General features: G+C 44.1%; 13 protein-coding genes. 7 read left to right on the top strand and 6 right to left on the bottom strand.

Going from position 1 to position 14,159, the window contains the following annotated elements; all coding sequences use genetic code 11:
- Positions 1-35: 35 nt before the first annotated feature.
- Positions 36-647 (bottom strand): c-type cytochrome, encoded by a 612-nt coding sequence (locus IPL34_RS04275; RefSeq protein WP_296838212.1) that lies wholly within the window; start codon positions 645-647, stop codon positions 36-38.
- A 245-nt stretch (positions 648-892) separates the two neighbouring features.
- Here IPL34_RS04275 and yihA point away from each other — a divergent pair, with 245 nt between their 5' ends.
- Positions 893-1,546, top strand: coding sequence for a ribosome biogenesis GTP-binding protein YihA/YsxC (yihA, locus tag IPL34_RS04270; RefSeq protein ID WP_296838209.1), 654 nt, complete (start codon positions 893-895; stop codon positions 1,544-1,546).
- Between the two features lie 360 nt (positions 1,547-1,906).
- Here the strand turns inward: yihA and IPL34_RS04265 are convergent, their stop codons facing one another.
- The 5 genes from IPL34_RS04265 to rrtA all read right to left on the bottom strand — a co-directional run bounded on the left by IPL34_RS04265 (position 1,907) and on the right by rrtA (position 6,194).
- Positions 1,907-2,998, bottom strand: coding sequence for a trypsin-like peptidase domain-containing protein (locus tag IPL34_RS04265; RefSeq protein ID WP_296838207.1), 1,092 nt, complete (start codon positions 2,996-2,998; stop codon positions 1,907-1,909).
- A gap of 153 nt (positions 2,999-3,151) precedes the next feature.
- Entirely contained in the window at positions 3,152-4,051 is a 900-nt protein-coding gene (locus IPL34_RS04260; RefSeq protein WP_296838204.1) for a DnaJ C-terminal domain-containing protein, read from the bottom strand.
- Between the two features lie 49 nt (positions 4,052-4,100).
- Positions 4,101-4,967: a YicC/YloC family endoribonuclease gene (locus IPL34_RS04255; protein ID WP_296838201.1), complete on the bottom strand. Its 867-nt coding sequence runs from the start codon at positions 4,965-4,967 to the stop codon at positions 4,101-4,103.
- Positions 4,968-5,001: 34 nt separating this feature from the next.
- On the bottom strand, positions 5,002-5,649 hold the full coding sequence (locus IPL34_RS04250) for a ComF family protein (RefSeq protein WP_296838198.1): 648 nt from the start codon (positions 5,647-5,649) through the stop codon (positions 5,002-5,004).
- Positions 5,650-5,657: 8 nt separating this feature from the next.
- Positions 5,658-6,194, bottom strand: coding sequence for a rhombosortase (gene rrtA, locus IPL34_RS04245; protein ID WP_296838195.1), 537 nt, complete (start codon positions 6,192-6,194; stop codon positions 5,658-5,660).
- A gap of 172 nt (positions 6,195-6,366) precedes the next feature.
- On the opposite strand from rrtA, the gene gspG reads away from it, so the two are divergent.
- The 6 genes from gspG to IPL34_RS04215 all read left to right on the top strand — a co-directional run bounded on the left by gspG (position 6,367) and on the right by IPL34_RS04215 (position 14,138).
- A complete protein-coding gene (gene gspG / locus IPL34_RS04240) occupies positions 6,367-6,810 on the top strand; it encodes a type II secretion system major pseudopilin GspG (protein WP_296838192.1) in 444 nt (147 codons plus the stop codon).
- A 14-nt stretch (positions 6,811-6,824) separates the two neighbouring features.
- Positions 6,825-7,355, top strand: coding sequence for a type II secretion system minor pseudopilin GspH (gene gspH, locus IPL34_RS04235; protein ID WP_296838189.1), 531 nt, complete (start codon positions 6,825-6,827; stop codon positions 7,353-7,355).
- Positions 7,339-7,749, top strand: coding sequence for a type II secretion system minor pseudopilin GspI (gene gspI / locus IPL34_RS04230; RefSeq protein WP_296838187.1), 411 nt, complete (start codon positions 7,339-7,341; stop codon positions 7,747-7,749). Before gspH ends, gspI begins: the two co-directional genes overlap by 17 nt.
- A complete protein-coding gene (gene gspJ, locus IPL34_RS04225) occupies positions 7,746-8,360 on the top strand; it encodes a type II secretion system minor pseudopilin GspJ (protein WP_296838183.1) in 615 nt (204 codons plus the stop codon). The genes gspI and gspJ overlap by 4 nt, the downstream gene beginning before the upstream one ends.
- 106 nt (positions 8,361-8,466) lie before the next feature.
- On the top strand, positions 8,467-9,633 hold the full coding sequence (locus IPL34_RS04220; protein ID WP_296838181.1) for an efflux RND transporter periplasmic adaptor subunit: 1,167 nt from the start codon (positions 8,467-8,469) through the stop codon (positions 9,631-9,633).
- Between the two features lie 32 nt (positions 9,634-9,665).
- The gene (locus tag IPL34_RS04215; RefSeq protein ID WP_296838178.1) at positions 9,666-14,138 is read left to right on the top strand and encodes an efflux RND transporter permease subunit; all 4,473 of its coding nucleotides are present in this window, start codon (positions 9,666-9,668) and stop codon (positions 14,136-14,138) included.
- Positions 14,139-14,159 lie beyond the last annotated feature (21 nt).

Genomic DNA, 14,159 nt, shown 5'->3' with positions numbered 1-14,159 from the left:
TAGTCTTATATCAGATTATTAAGCCGAGCTTAAATTTACTTCTGTAATCCAGCAATATATTCTGCTACCGCTTCAATCTCTGCATCGCTCATTTTTGAGGCAATGTTGCGCATCATTTTACCTGCATCATTAGCACGGCTGCTATTGCGGAACATATTGAGTTGTAGCTTGGTATAGGTAGCATGTTGCCCTTGTAAGGAAGGGAATTTAGCCGCCGGATTACCAGAGCCGGTAGGGCCATGGCACGCAGCACAGGCAGCCACGCCTGTTGCAATATTACCGCCACGGTAAATTTTCTCGCCTAATTCAACTTTAGTCATATCCGCCACTCCGGGTTTGGCTTCTTGACTAGAGAAATAAGCTGCTAAATCCAGCATGTCTTGATCAGATAAGACGGCTGCTTGAGGAGACATAAGAGCGTTTTCACGCTCTTTGTTCTTAAAGTTTTGCAGTTGTTTAAGAATATAGGTTTCATGTTGACCCGCCAGTTTGGGCCATTCGGGATTAACACTGTTACCGTCGGCCGCGTGGCAGGCAGCACACACTGCGGCTTTGGTTTTACCCGCAGCTGCATCACCTGCAGACCAAGCCACAGCAGAAGCGCCAATAGTGAGAGTGGCTAGCGCAATCATAAGTGCTTTTTTCATTTATAAAGTGCTCCTAAAATCGATAAGCTCTGAAGTCTATGATAAATAAACCTTGACCCTGTTGGGTATCTGTTTGCGTGGATAGACAAACAGGATCTAAAAATTTGGTTATGCTGGCTTGCCTTGCGATTAGTCAAGCCAATAAAAAATCTGTACTATAGCACCACGGTGCGCGAGTGTTAAAACGTCAAAATTGTATAACATATTCAATCTTAATGCCTCAAAAAATATTAGAGAATGCTAACATGAATTATTACTTTCAACAGGCACGTTTTACTCAAAGTGCTACTACCCCAAAAACACTTCCCCCCGAATCAGGTTTTGAAGTAGCCTTTGCCGGGCGCTCTAATTCAGGTAAGTCCAGCTCTATTAATCGCATTTGTTCCCAGCGTTCTTTAGCTCGTACCAGTAAAACTCCGGGGCGCACCCAATTAATTAATTTTTTTGTATTACCCCAAGGGGAATATTTGGTCGACTTACCGGGATATGGCTATGCCAAAGTGCCGGAGGCGATTAAATTAGAGTGGCAACGCTTTATTAATGATTATTTAACCAAGCGCCAGACTTTAAAAGGATTGGTGATTGTAATGGATATTCGCCATCCATTAACTGAGCACGATAGTATGTTATTGCAATGGGCTGTTTCGAGAAATTTACCGGTACATATATTACTAAATAAGTCGGATAAATTAAAAAGAGGTGCAGTAATGAACGAGTTGTTATCCGTCCAAAAGAAACTAACCGTGTTTAATGGGGATATTAGTGTGCAAGCTTTTTCAGCACAGGATGGTTTAGGGTTAGAATTAGTATGGGATAAGCTAGAAGGCTGGTTAGGTTGTAAGAAAAAGGACAATGTGGATTCAGCAACTATTCACACTGAGCAAGATACTATCCTTTAAAAGGAACCCCGGCCAAACAGGGGGTCTAAAAGCCGGGGTTGAATTAACAGATTTGGATTGGGGACACCAAACCTGTCCCTATAGCGGAATCGCAACAACGCTGGGCTTAAGCGTTTTCATCCATTGCAATTCTTAAGGCTATAGATTCCATGGAAAATTTACTAATCTCCATGTCTTCATACTTATATCACTTTTTATACTATTGTCAATAACACTTTGTTGTAACTGAATTTTAATGGTTGCGCTTTACAGAAGCTAAAGTCATTAAATGCAGTTAAATGATGAACCTTAGATAGGTTATTAAGCAATAGCTTAGCGCAAATTTAGCCCGTTAAACGTGAGACTATTAAGCCTAAAAGGCTAATTAGTATACGGTTTAGTCAGTACAGCACTGGTCATAAAATATTCACCTTTACGCACAAATGTAACGGAAACTTCAGTACCTAACCGTCTTGCACCGATAAAGTTTTTAACCTCACTAGCATTGAATATATCCTGATTATCCATTCTGACAATAATATCGCCAGCTTCTAAACCTGCTTGCTCAGCCGGAGAGTTAGTAAAGACTTGGGTAATCAATGCACCGACTCCTACCTCAATCCCCGCTTGTTCAGCCAATGCGGCACTCGGATCACTGACTTCTATACCAATTTCGCCACGCTCTACTGTACCATAGCGAATAATTTGATCTATCACTCCGATAGCTGTGTTAATCGGAATGGCAAAGCCTATGCCAATATTACCTCCGCTTTGTCCACCTAAAATGGCGGTATTAACACCCACTAGCTCACCGTTTAAATTGACTAATGCCCCACCTGAGTTGCCTAAGTTAATCGAGGCATCCGTTTGAATAAAATTCTCATACTCACCAATACCGGGATTACGATGCAGAGCACTGACAATACCAGAAGAGACTGATTGACCAATACCATAAGGATTACCAATAGCTACCACAAAATCACCGACTCTTAAGCGTGCGGAATCACCAAAAGGTATGGCTACTAGGTTAGGTGAATCAATTTTCAGAATAGCAAGATCGGCACGCTCATCAGTCCCTACTATAGCAGCTTCAAAGCGGCGTCCGTCATTGAGGGTGACTTGAATACTTTCCGCATCTTGGATGACGTGATAGTTAGTTAGGATATGACCTAAGCGACTGTGTACAATCACGCCAGAACCAGTGCCATCAATGGGCTTGCTAGACTCTTTATCGCTTTGAGTATTCAGGAAACGTTGGAAAAAAGGGTCGCGTAATACAGAAGCATCCGCTTTAGGGCGTCCTTTGGTAGCAATATTAACCACGGCTGGAGTGACGCGCTCTAACATAGGAGCCAGAGAAGGTACTTTTTGATTACCTACATAACTAGGAATCACGCCAGCCTGAGCCATAGTGGCTATAGCCGTGATAAAAATGCCTATAACAGTCGTTATTTTGAGTCTATGTAACCACATAGATTGCTACCCTAAGTAAAGCGAAGATAAATTTGAATTATGCCTAGCTAAGCCGCTTTAGTAGTGTGGATGTCAGCGGTGCAACAGATCCCCATGGATGCTAAAGCTAGCACTGTTTTAACCAAACAACAAATGCAAATGCTAAGAGGCGATTTAAAAGTGTGCGCGTGGTGTCCAATCAAAGTGTTGTGCCATATGCAGATAAAAATCTCGCTCACGATCGCTTTGTATGGGCGGTGTCTCGATCTGAATAGTCACAATTAAATCTCCAGTCAACTCAGCCGAGGGCATGCCTTGACCTTTTAAGCGCAGTTTTTGCCCGCTGGTAATATTACTAGGTATGGTAAGTTGTAGTGGCCCCCCCAACCCCGGAATAGTAATTTTGGAGCCTAGAGCAGCCTCCCAAGGGGCAACAGGTAAGGTGAGATGTAAGTCTTGCTCTTGTACTGTGAATAATGGATGTTCAATCAGTTGAATTTTTAAGTGCAAATCGCCTTTTTGTAGACCCTTACCCGGTAGACGAATCTTTTTACCTTCTTCAATGCCTTGAGGAATTTTAACCTGAATATTTTCGCCAGTGGGAAGCTTGATAGTTTTGATCGCACCTAAGTACACATCTTCTAGCGTAAGACGCACCGAGGCAATTTGAGGCATATTTTTACTGGCTTTACGCACAGTACGCTTCACAGGTGGTTTATTAGCTGTACCAAATAACAGATCCAGTAATCCACCTAACTTGCTTTTCGGGGCAGAGTGATCAGCCGGTGGAGGAGGATTAATAGTTGTTTTGGAGTGAGATGAGGATGCGGTATAGGTAAACGTTGCGCGTTCTACCTGCCAAGATTGATACAAACGATCAAATTTTTCGCGCTTGAGTGGATTGCTGAGGACTTCGTAAGCCTCATTCACGGCTTTAAAGACCTCCTCTGCATTAGGTTCGCGGCTCACATCGGGATGATATTTACGCGCAGCTCGCCGATAAGCGATTTTGATCGTTTCATTATCAGCGTTCGCGGTAATTCCCAAGAGGGCATAATAATCTTTATTGTCCATTGCCACTGATCTATAGCTCTAGGTTCGATGAGGTACTTTAATTAAGCCACTATTCTATATTTTGCACTTGCTCACGCAACTGCTCGATTAATACTTTTAAATCCACAGTAGCTTGCGTGGTTTCAGCATCATTAGATTTAGCACTTAAGGTGTTAGCTTCACGATTTAATTCCTGCATTAAAAAGTCTAGGCGCCGTCCAATCGGTTCTTTGCGCTCTAATACCTCATTAATCTCATCTAAGTGCGCCATAATACGATCTAGCTCTTCTTCCACATCAAGACGCTGCGCCAGTAAGACCAGCTCTTGTTCGAGACGGTTATGGTCTGGGGTGATATTAAGATCTTCAATGCGCTGTAAAAGCTTGTCACGTAATTGACTAATAATAATCGGGCGCCGCTTGCGAATGCGTACTGAAATCTCAGCAATCTGATCGCAACGGGCATAAATAAACTCGGCTAAACGTTGTCCTTCACGGCTACGAGTAGTGATCAGATCGTTCAAGGCTTCCAACACTAAAGCACGGGCTTGTTGCTGTAGGTGTTCCAAATTGGGACTTGCTTCTTGAGTCACTCCAGGCCAGCGCAAAATATCAACTGCTTTAAGGGGTTCAGTATTACCCGCGATGGTTTCAATCTGACGGCAAGCAATAATCAGTGATTTGGCTAGCTCTTCATTGACTTGAATGGCATTTTGAGTACTGATTTGAGCCGTGAAGCGTAGGGTAGCTTCAATCTTACCGCGCTTAACCCGACTTTGAATAAAATCACGTAGGGTATTCTCTTCACTACGAAACTCTTCGGGTAGGCGCAATGAAATGTCTAGATAGCGATGATTTACCGAACGCACTTCAATGCTCAGAGTACCCTGCTCTGTGCTAGCTTCCCGATAGGCAAACGCAGTCATACTACGAATCATAATGAATCTCTCATCAGTTGGTTTACGCCTAGCTCTAACCTAAAGGACGAGCACAAGCATAAAAATCTACCCGCTCTATACCCTGAGCTTGTAGTAAATGTTTCAATGCACCTAACGTAGCCCCAGTGGTAATGACATCATCCAATAAAGCCACATGGCGATAGGGAATAGGTTGTATCACAGCAAATGCGTGTTGCACATTTTCAACCCGCTCGGTCGCTCGCAAACTCGACTGAGCCTTAGTGGATTGAGTGCGTTTAATAAAAGCGGTACTAATGGGGCAGTTTAGCGCATTTCCTAAAGGTTTGGCTAATTCAAGGGCTTGATTAAAACCTCGACTACGTAAACGCTTAGGGTGCAAGGGTACAGGAATAATGAGTTCTGGTTTATCAATAATGCGCGGTACTAGGCGTGCCGTCATGAGTTGAGCAAGTAATTGGAGGTCTGCTAATGAGTGCGCAAATTTGAGCTTTAGGATCAGTTCTCGAATAGGTTTGTCATAATAAAAGGCATAGAGCACCATAAAATCAGGATCAAGTTCAAAGGCAGGTGGGGTAGGTAGCGCGGCTAAACAGTCGCTACATAATAATTGCTCATCGGCGCGGTTAGCGTGGCACAGTGGGCAGGGGCTACGCAGTAAAGCGTGCCAGCCGCGTTTGAAGGGAGTGTACCAAGAGGGCATTTTTGCTCTCAAGCCTTATGAGGGGCGGGTGAGCTACGTCTATATAAGCACAAGGCACTGAGTGGACTCAGTAGCAAGCCATAGATATGAGCATGGTAAACTACAGGAGCGCCAATAAGCTGTTGGCTGATACTATCGGGGTGGATAGCATCCCAGAGGGTTTTACCGATTAAAGTAGCGGCGAGTAATACACCTAATAGGTAGTCACGAGTATAAAGTAAATACCCTGCCCAAGCCCCAAATAGGCTGTAAAGTACTCCCGAAAAGCCTAAGTACCATCCCAGCTTAGGCAAGGTAAACCAAAATAAGCCACTCATAAGGCCGGCCACTAAAATACTCAGGCTCATGAGGCGTTGAATACGCAAAGTAGGGGGTTGTAATACTATCCACAACCAGAAACCCGTAAGATTAAGGAGTAAGTGTGCCGTATTATTATGCGTAAAATGCCCAGTGACGAGGCGCCACAATTCGCCTTGTGCTAGTTTAGTCCGTTCATAATAGAATAAATCCGGTAAGCCTTGGGCAATAAGTATTATTAGACTCATGATTAATACTGATCCATAGGTCTTAAGGATGAAGGGCACAATGTAACCTTTAAGCAGATTTTTAGTTTAAGCAGCATGGCAGACTATGACCTAATCTAGGCTGTACTGACATCGACTGGTAAATAATTATACTTTACTACTGCTAGCAGTAGGATCAAATAGGACAGTGATTATGAGGCAACAACGTCTTTATACCCGTAAAACTCAAGGCTTCTCGTTAATGGAGCTGTTGATCGTTATTACTATCATTGGTGTATTACTGGCAGTGGCTATTCCCAATATGACCGGAGCCTCGGATGAGGGTAAACGTGTTGCAGCCGCCAGCGCGGTTAAGAACCTAGAAACCACTCTCACACTCTATCAAGCCCAAAATGCAACGCTTCCTTCCACTGAACAAGGTCTAAAAGCACTCCTCACTAAACCCTCAGGCGAGCCAGTACCCCGTAACTGGCAAGGTCCTTATATTAAAGGCGCTAAAGAAGTACCCGTTGATCCGTGGGGGCGTGAATATCGCTATATCAGTCCGGGAAGCAAAAGCGGTGGGGACTATGATTTATTTAGTCTAGGTAAGGACGGTAAAGAAAGTGATGACGATATTGGCAATTGGCAGCGCTAGGTTGAGTCGCTAGCATGCGCACCAGACACACCGGCTTTTCTTTATTAGAAATGCTCTTGGTACTGGTTATTTTAGGTGTGCTGTATGGCATTGCCAGTGTGTCTTTAAGTGCAGTTAAAGCCAATCCTATTGAACAGGTCGCCAACGAGTTCAATGCTGTGTTGCGTTTAGCGCAGAATGAGGCAGTGGTGAGTTCACGGGTGTTAGGGATGGTAATTGACCAAAAAGGCTATCAGTTTTTTGAGCAAACTGCGCCTAAACAATGGCAAATGATTAGTTTAACTAAGCAAGAGCGCTATGAGTTTGATCCTATTATTAAAGTGCAACTCTATTTAGATGACATTCCTGTCATCTTGCCTGAATATGTAGAGCCTAGTGAGCTGGATAAATTATTCAATAATGAAGAATCACCGCGCCAACCGCAGATTGTATTCCTGCCTACTGGTGAAATGACGCCGTTTGGGTTTGTATGGCTGCACGCAAAAAATGAATTAAAACAACAGTGGGACGGTTTAGGGCGGGTGAGTAATGGCAGTACCTCGTAATTCTCATCACTTACCTAAGCCATTAGTTTTTAAAGCTCATGCAGGTTTTAGTCTGATTGAAGTATTAGTCGCTTTGCTGATTTTGGGATTAGTGTTGGGGGCTAGTAGTCAATTGGTAGGTGGGGCTTTAAATACTGTGAGTGCATTAGAGGCGAATACTATAGGTAGTTGGGTGGCACTCAATCAAATTAGTATCGCCCAACTTAATAAAGCCTCAGAGGGGGAAGCTACAGGTGAAACTACTATGGCAGGGCGTACTTGGTATTGGCGTCAAACGGTCAAAGCCACGCCGGAAGCGGAGTTGCTCGAAATTACCGTAGAAGTGAGTAGCAAAGCGGATAATTTTGAGCAGCGTGTTGCCATTGAGCGTGGTTTTAGGTTAGCCACTCCATGAGGCATTTATCACAGTCCAGTCCATTATCTAAACAAACAGGCTTTACTTTGATTGAAGTGCTGATTGCGCTAAGTATTTTTGCAGTCATTTCAGTCATGTCTTATCAGGCGCTTAATACCTTAATCTTTACCGAGCAGCAATCACGCAATGCTCTGACCACCCTAACCGAGGTCCAGCGGGCTATTATGATGTGGGAGCGCGATCTGCGTCAGGTGGCTCCGCGTGCCATTACTAATGATTTCAATGCTACTGAACCTAGTATGCGCACGGGCGAAGGGTTCTTATTAGAGCTGACTACCAATAACTATTATGACTGGAGTGGTAAGCGCGGACATACCTTGCAACGTATTCGTTATCGTTTTAATGAGGGTAAGTTATTACGTGAGGTATGGGTTTATCCCGACTATACCCGTAATACTGAGCCACAAACGCTAATTTTATTAGATAATTTAATTAATTCCTCGATTGAAGTTATAGAAGCAAATGCTAATCAAAGCGAGACAAATGCTGAAAATACAGGTATATTAGCAAATTCTAATGCAGTCTCGTTAATCATTGAACATCGGCAATTAGGCATCATTACCCGAACCATAGTGCCCTATCCCCTTTGATTGCTAGTCAGTAGGGGGTGTTCAGTTCACCATTAAGCGTAGATTGATGTTACAGGCCAAGTATTTAGCCCGTTAGGTCTGCTGGTAGCTTTGAGGACGTAATTAAATGAAACGAATGAAGATAATGGTGGGGATCTATAGCTTACTGATAGGTGGCTTATTGAATGCTTCCGCTTTACATGCCGCCACTATAGTACCCGTTGAGGTATTAAATAATGCTTCCACCTCCGTATTGGGCAGCACCGTCATCCCCTATAAAGAAGTGACACTCTCCGCCCAAACCGCTGGGGTAGTAAAATTTATTGCAGGTGAGGTAGGCGCCGCTTTTCCTAAAGATGTAGCCTTAGTGCAAATTGATGAGTCTCAGCTACTAGCCAAACGTAATGCAGTATTAGCCCAAATTCAGAATGCTCAAGCGGCATTACGCTCTTCCGAGGTGCAATATAACCGTGAGTTAATTTCACCGCGTAGTAAGGATGTGGGTGCTATGCCCGGCTTTGGTATGCCGGCTATGATGGATCAACTCTTTACTAAGCCGATGGCGGATTCGATGATGGGTAATTATAACTCGGAAGCCGCTCGCTACTCCGATTTAATGACCAGCGCTACTAGCGTTTCTCAAGCCAATGGTATGGTGCAACAAGCCATGTCGCAGCTTCAAGAAGTGGATGCAGCGTTGCGTAATACCCAAGCTATAGCGCCGTTTGAAGGGGTGATTTTACAAAAATTAGTGGAAGTAGGGGACGCAGTACAGCCCGGTCAGCCCTTATTACGCATTGGTTATGTGAAATATAAGCGTCTGCTCGCCGATGTTCCTTCTGGCATGGTTAGCCAAATTAAAGAGGGCATGGAAATTGATGTACGTATCGATGGCATACGTGACATGACTAAGGCTAAGGTCACTCAAATCTACCCATTAGCCGATCCAGAGCGCCATACAGTAACTGTCAAATTAGATCTACCTACCCATATTGAAACTAAGCCCGGTGTCTATGCGGAGGTTTTCTTACCCTCAGCTAATAGCAATGGCAATGCGGCTAAAACCTTATTAATTCCTGAAACCGCTATTTTAAGAGGGCGCAGCCTACCGAGTGTCTTAGTGGTGGCTAATAATACTTCTGAGTTACGTTTAGTGCGCACTGGTAACTTACATGGCTCTAAAATTGAAATTGTTTCAGGTTTAAAACCCAACGAGCAAGTCATTGATAATCCACCTCCTAAAGTGGGTTCAGGTTGGATGCCTAATGCTGAAACTGCTCCTCAGGCTAATTAATCCGTGTTGTTAACCGCTAGTTGGAAAGGACTATGAATTCATCATCTGCATCAGAGACCAGTAAGCCTCACTCCTTAGGTATTGCAGGGTTAACAGCGCGTGCCTTTATTACCTCGCCTTTATCGCTATTATTGTTGGTGTCATTTTTCGTGATTGGCGTATTGGGTTTAATGATTACCCCACGCCAAGAAGATCCTCAAATCTCCGTCCCGATGGTGGATGTATTTGTTCAATATCCGGGCGCTTCTGTTAAAGAAGTGGAAGGCTTGGTAGCTCGACCTCTAGAAAGTATTTTGTCTGAAATGACTGGTGTAGAGCATGTGTACTCTATATCGGGTTATGGTCAGGCAATGATAACCGTCCAGTTTGAGGTAGGTGAGGATCTAGAAGCCTCCTTAGTCAAGCTCTACGATAAATTATCCTCTAATCGTGATCGTATGCCTTTGGGGGCGCATGAGCCTTTAGTCAAACCTAAAGGGGTGGATGATGTGCCAGTAGTCACCATTACCTTATGGTCTAATGAAGTAGATGATGCACAGTTGCGCTTAATTGGTATGGATGTAACGCAAAAATTACGCGAAGTAAACAATACCAGCCAAAGCTTTATGGTGTCTGGACGACGCGAATCAGTACAGGTGGAAATCTTGCCGGAGCGTTTAGCCACCTTTGGTGTGACACTGGATCAAGTAGCGCGTGTTATTCAAGCCGCGAATTCTGAGCGCGAAGTCGGTCGAGTCGAGTCCTCTAGTCGGGTTTATCAAATTTATAGTGGTGCGTTTTTAAACTCAGCAGATGAAATCAAACGCCTCATGGTCGCGGTGATTGAGGGGCGTCCAGTTTATGTACAAGATATTGCCGATGTAAAACAAGGACCTGGTGATGCTACCAGTATGGTGGGTTATTACACCGGGGCGGCGTATAGTGATACAGAGACCAAAGCAGACAATGCGGCGGCAGTCACGATTGCGATTGCTAAAAAACATCGTACCAATGGAGTGAATGTTTCTCAAGCCGTATTAAAGCGTCTCGAAACCCTCAAAGGGCAAATTATTCCGGATAATGTCAATGTGGCTATTACGCGTGACTATGGTGATACGGCTCGCGTTAAAGTGAATGATTTGATTAAAAAGCTGTTCATTGCTACGGGCATAGTCACTATTTTAGTTTGCCTTGCCTTAGGTGTGAGAGCAGGAACCGTAGTGTTACTGGTCATTCCCTCAGTTATTACCACGACAGTATTCGCGGCTTGGGCGTTGGGCATGACCATTGATCGGGTTAGCTTATTTGCCTTGATTTTCTCGATAGGTATTTTGGTCGATGATGCCATTGTAGTGGTGGAGAATATTTATCGGCGCTGGTTATTAGCGGGTAATCAAGATTTAGAGATAGCGGTCGATGCGGTACGTGAGGTCGGTAATCCAACGATTTTAGCGACGGCTACGGTCATTGCTGCTTTATTACCCATGGGGTTTGTGAGTGGCATGATGGGACCTTATATGGCGCCGATTCCCGTATTGGGGTCGATTGCCATGATTATTTCATTATTTGCCGCATTTGCTTTTACGCCGTGGCTCACGAATGTGTTAAAACCGAGCTTAGCTAAATTACATCAGGATGCGCAAAAAGAGCATAAACTTGCCCAGCGTATGGAACGTTTTTTCCGTGCTTTATTAATACCTTTAGTGGAGCGTAAGGCACTCGGCTATTTAGTATTACTGAGCATTATTGGGGTATTTTTTGCGGTTACTCTACTCATGTATCCGCTTAAAGCTGTGCCGGTAAAAATGCTACCGCTCGATAATAAGCCTGAATTTAATGTCGTGGTGAATTTACCAGAAGGTACTGCTTTACCCGTTACGGCTAATTTGGTGCATGAATTAGCGACTAAAATGCAGCCTATTGCAGAAATTACTGCGCTACAAACTTATGTCGGTACAGCTTCGCCCTTTAATTTTAATGGTTTAGTGCGGCATTATTATTTACGTCAACAACCTTGGCAGGCGGATATTCAAGTTCAATTAGTGGATAAAACCCAACGTAAAAAAACTAGCCATCAAATTGCCTTAGAAGTGCGTGATTTATTAACCCCGATGGTACTAGCCGCTAAGGGGAATATTGAGGTGGTAGAAATGCCCCCCGGCCCTCCTGTATTACAAACGGTAGTAGCGGAAGTCTATGGTCCTGATGATGAGGTGCGACGTCAAGTAGCTAAGGATCTCACGGGTTTCTTTGAACAAGCCGAAAGCCTCACCGATGTGCGTAATCTGATGGAAGCCGATTACAATGTGATTCGCTTTGAGGTAGATGAAAATAAAGTCCAACGTGCGGGGATTACGGTACAAGATATTAATCGCACCTTAGAAATGGCATTAGGTAATTTTGTCATTGGTGATATTAAAAATGTGCGCTCGATTGTGGAACCTACCGTCATTATTTTACAAATCCCCTTAAATGTGCGTTCGCAAATGATGCGTTTAGCGCAATTACCGGTACGTAATACACAAGGTAAGTTGATTCCTTTGCATGAGCTAGGTTCATTTAAGCAAGTCATTCAAGATAAACCGATTTTCCATAAAGATTTACGCCCGGTTGAGTTTGTAACCGCAGAAGGGACAGGGCGTTTAGCTGCTCCTGTTTATGGTCAAAAGCAAGTAGAGCAAATCATTAGAGATGCGAATTACGTAGCACCCGATGGCACTGCTTTAGCAGACGAGTTTTATTGGCTACGTGATCCAGCGAATGTGGATAGTAAAACCGCTGTGGTGTGGGGGGGAGAATGGACTGTAACGTTTGAAACCTTCCGTGATATGGGCATTGCGTTTGGTGCGGCTTTAATTTTGATTTATATGCTGATTGTGGCGCAATTCGGTAATTTTACTTTGCCCGCTATTATTATGGCGCCTATTCCTTTGACCTTAATTGGTATTATCCCAGGGCATTGGATTATGAATGCCGAGTTTACTGCCACTTCGATGATTGGCTTTATTGCTCTAGCAGGGATTATTGTACGTAACTCGATTTTATTGGTGGACTTTGCCCGTGAAGCGGTGAGTAAGGGTAGTAGTGTCATCGATGCGGTGATTCACTCGTGCGAAGCGCGGACACGTCCTATTTTAATTACTGCTTTGGCTTTATTAGGGGGTTCTAGCGTTATTATTACTGACCCTATTTTCCAAGGTATGGCGGTATCGCTCATCTTTGGTGGTGCAGTATCAACGTTATTAACCTTAATTGTAATTCCGTTAGGTTGCATTAGTGCTGGAAGATCTTTAGGTGGAAATAATCCACAGCCCCCCCATCAGGGAGGTAGTACCCCTAATAATCCTGATAAGCCACAAGGTAAATCTACTCAGGCCTTAAAGAGTACTTTCTCTTATGCCGGTCTCTATTTATGGTCATTAGTGCAAAGCATTCTATTAGGACTTTTAGGTTTATTGGGTGCGTTATGGCGCTTAATTAGACCCAAGAAGCAACGTAAAGCAGTACCTAAACAGGCTGTAAAAGCAACTGAGAGTAAGCCCAAAGCTGAGACTCCAGCTAAGCCTGTAGAGCCTGTGCCTGTAGTAGTGACTCAAGCAGTTGAACCCGTACCTGATACGCCTGTAGTACCAGAGCCACAGGCAACAGTGAGCGAGGCGGAGACTAAGGCGCAAACTGCTGAGCCTGTCAGCGCAGCTAGTACCGATCTCACTCCAGTACTAGAGGAAAAACCAATGCTAGAAGTAGCAAAAAAGGTGGACACTGATACTGAAGCACTTGCCTCAGAAAGTACTCCTCAGTTAGTGGAGATAGCAGAATCTGAGCTACCCAAGCCTATTAGTGAAAAAGTTCTAGATACTTCAGCTCTGGTCGCACCGGATCAGGAGCTTAGTAGTGAGGCAACGCCATTAGTGGCTAAAGTAGTAGCTGAAGTAAACGAACCTCCAGTGCCAGTAGAAACGACAGAGTTAGCAGTAGCACCTCATAGAGAAGCTGTGTTAAAAGATAATCCTGTACAAGGAATCGAAGATGCTGTGGTTGAGCCAGTAGCAGTAGAGGCAGCGAGCAGTGAGAGGGAGACTACTAAGCAAGTGCTTGATAATGCGGTTACAGTTGACCCTATAAAGGCTGAATCTGTAGTAGACTCAGTGGCTCCAGAGCTAAATACTGAGTCACCTACGGAAACGATTCTAGTGTTAGCAGCGCCGCAACCTGAAACTCTTGAGGATGATTCAAACCCAATAGCGAATACAGCAGCTATTGAGACTAAAGTGGATGAAAAGGCATTAACTACTGCTGAAAATACTACCCAAATATTAGTACCATTGACTAATATGGAGGAAGTTAGTTTAGCTCAGGATTTAACATCGATTACAGAGCCTGAAATGTCTAAGGCAGATCCTAAAAAAGCTAAGCGTAGTCGTGCTTCAGGTGCTCAACAGCCATCTGGGCCTACGGGTGAAGCGGTAGGTGCCAAAAAGAAACCCCGTCAACGCAGTACTAAAAAGTCTAAAGACACCATTTAACCTGTCGAGGATGATGAGAAG

Source organism: Thiofilum sp. (genome assembly GCF_016711335.1).
Lineage (GTDB): Bacteria > Pseudomonadota > Gammaproteobacteria > Thiotrichales > Thiotrichaceae > Thiofilum.
The sequence above is the reverse complement of the archived record's forward strand: the minus strand, read 5'-3'. Positions and strand labels throughout refer to the sequence as shown.

Excerpts from the sequence above, each read along its gene's own strand:
- IPL34_RS04275 (WP_296838212.1), bottom strand. The coding sequence starts at position 647 with ATGAAAAAAGCACTTATGATTGCGCTAGCCACTCTCACTATTGGCGCT.
- yihA (WP_296838209.1), top strand. The coding sequence starts at position 893 with ATGAATTATTACTTTCAACAGGCACGTTTTACTCAAAGTGCTACTACC.
- IPL34_RS04265 (WP_296838207.1), bottom strand. The coding sequence starts at position 2,998 with ATGTGGTTACATAGACTCAAAATAACGACTGTTATAGGCATTTTTATC.
- IPL34_RS04260 (WP_296838204.1), bottom strand. The coding sequence starts at position 4,051 with ATGGACAATAAAGATTATTATGCCCTCTTGGGAATTACCGCGAACGCT.
- IPL34_RS04255 (WP_296838201.1), bottom strand. The coding sequence starts at position 4,967 with ATGATTCGTAGTATGACTGCGTTTGCCTATCGGGAAGCTAGCACAGAG.
- IPL34_RS04250 (WP_296838198.1), bottom strand. The coding sequence starts at position 5,649 with ATGCCCTCTTGGTACACTCCCTTCAAACGCGGCTGGCACGCTTTACTG.
- rrtA (WP_296838195.1), bottom strand. The coding sequence starts at position 6,194 with ATGAGTCTAATAATACTTATTGCCCAAGGCTTACCGGATTTATTCTAT.
- gspG (WP_296838192.1), top strand. The coding sequence starts at position 6,367 with ATGAGGCAACAACGTCTTTATACCCGTAAAACTCAAGGCTTCTCGTTA.
- gspH (WP_296838189.1), top strand. The coding sequence starts at position 6,825 with ATGCGCACCAGACACACCGGCTTTTCTTTATTAGAAATGCTCTTGGTA.
- gspI (WP_296838187.1), top strand. The coding sequence starts at position 7,339 with ATGGCAGTACCTCGTAATTCTCATCACTTACCTAAGCCATTAGTTTTT.
- gspJ (WP_296838183.1), top strand. The coding sequence starts at position 7,746 with ATGAGGCATTTATCACAGTCCAGTCCATTATCTAAACAAACAGGCTTT.
- IPL34_RS04220 (WP_296838181.1), top strand. The coding sequence starts at position 8,467 with ATGAAACGAATGAAGATAATGGTGGGGATCTATAGCTTACTGATAGGT.
- IPL34_RS04215 (WP_296838178.1), top strand. The coding sequence starts at position 9,666 with ATGAATTCATCATCTGCATCAGAGACCAGTAAGCCTCACTCCTTAGGT.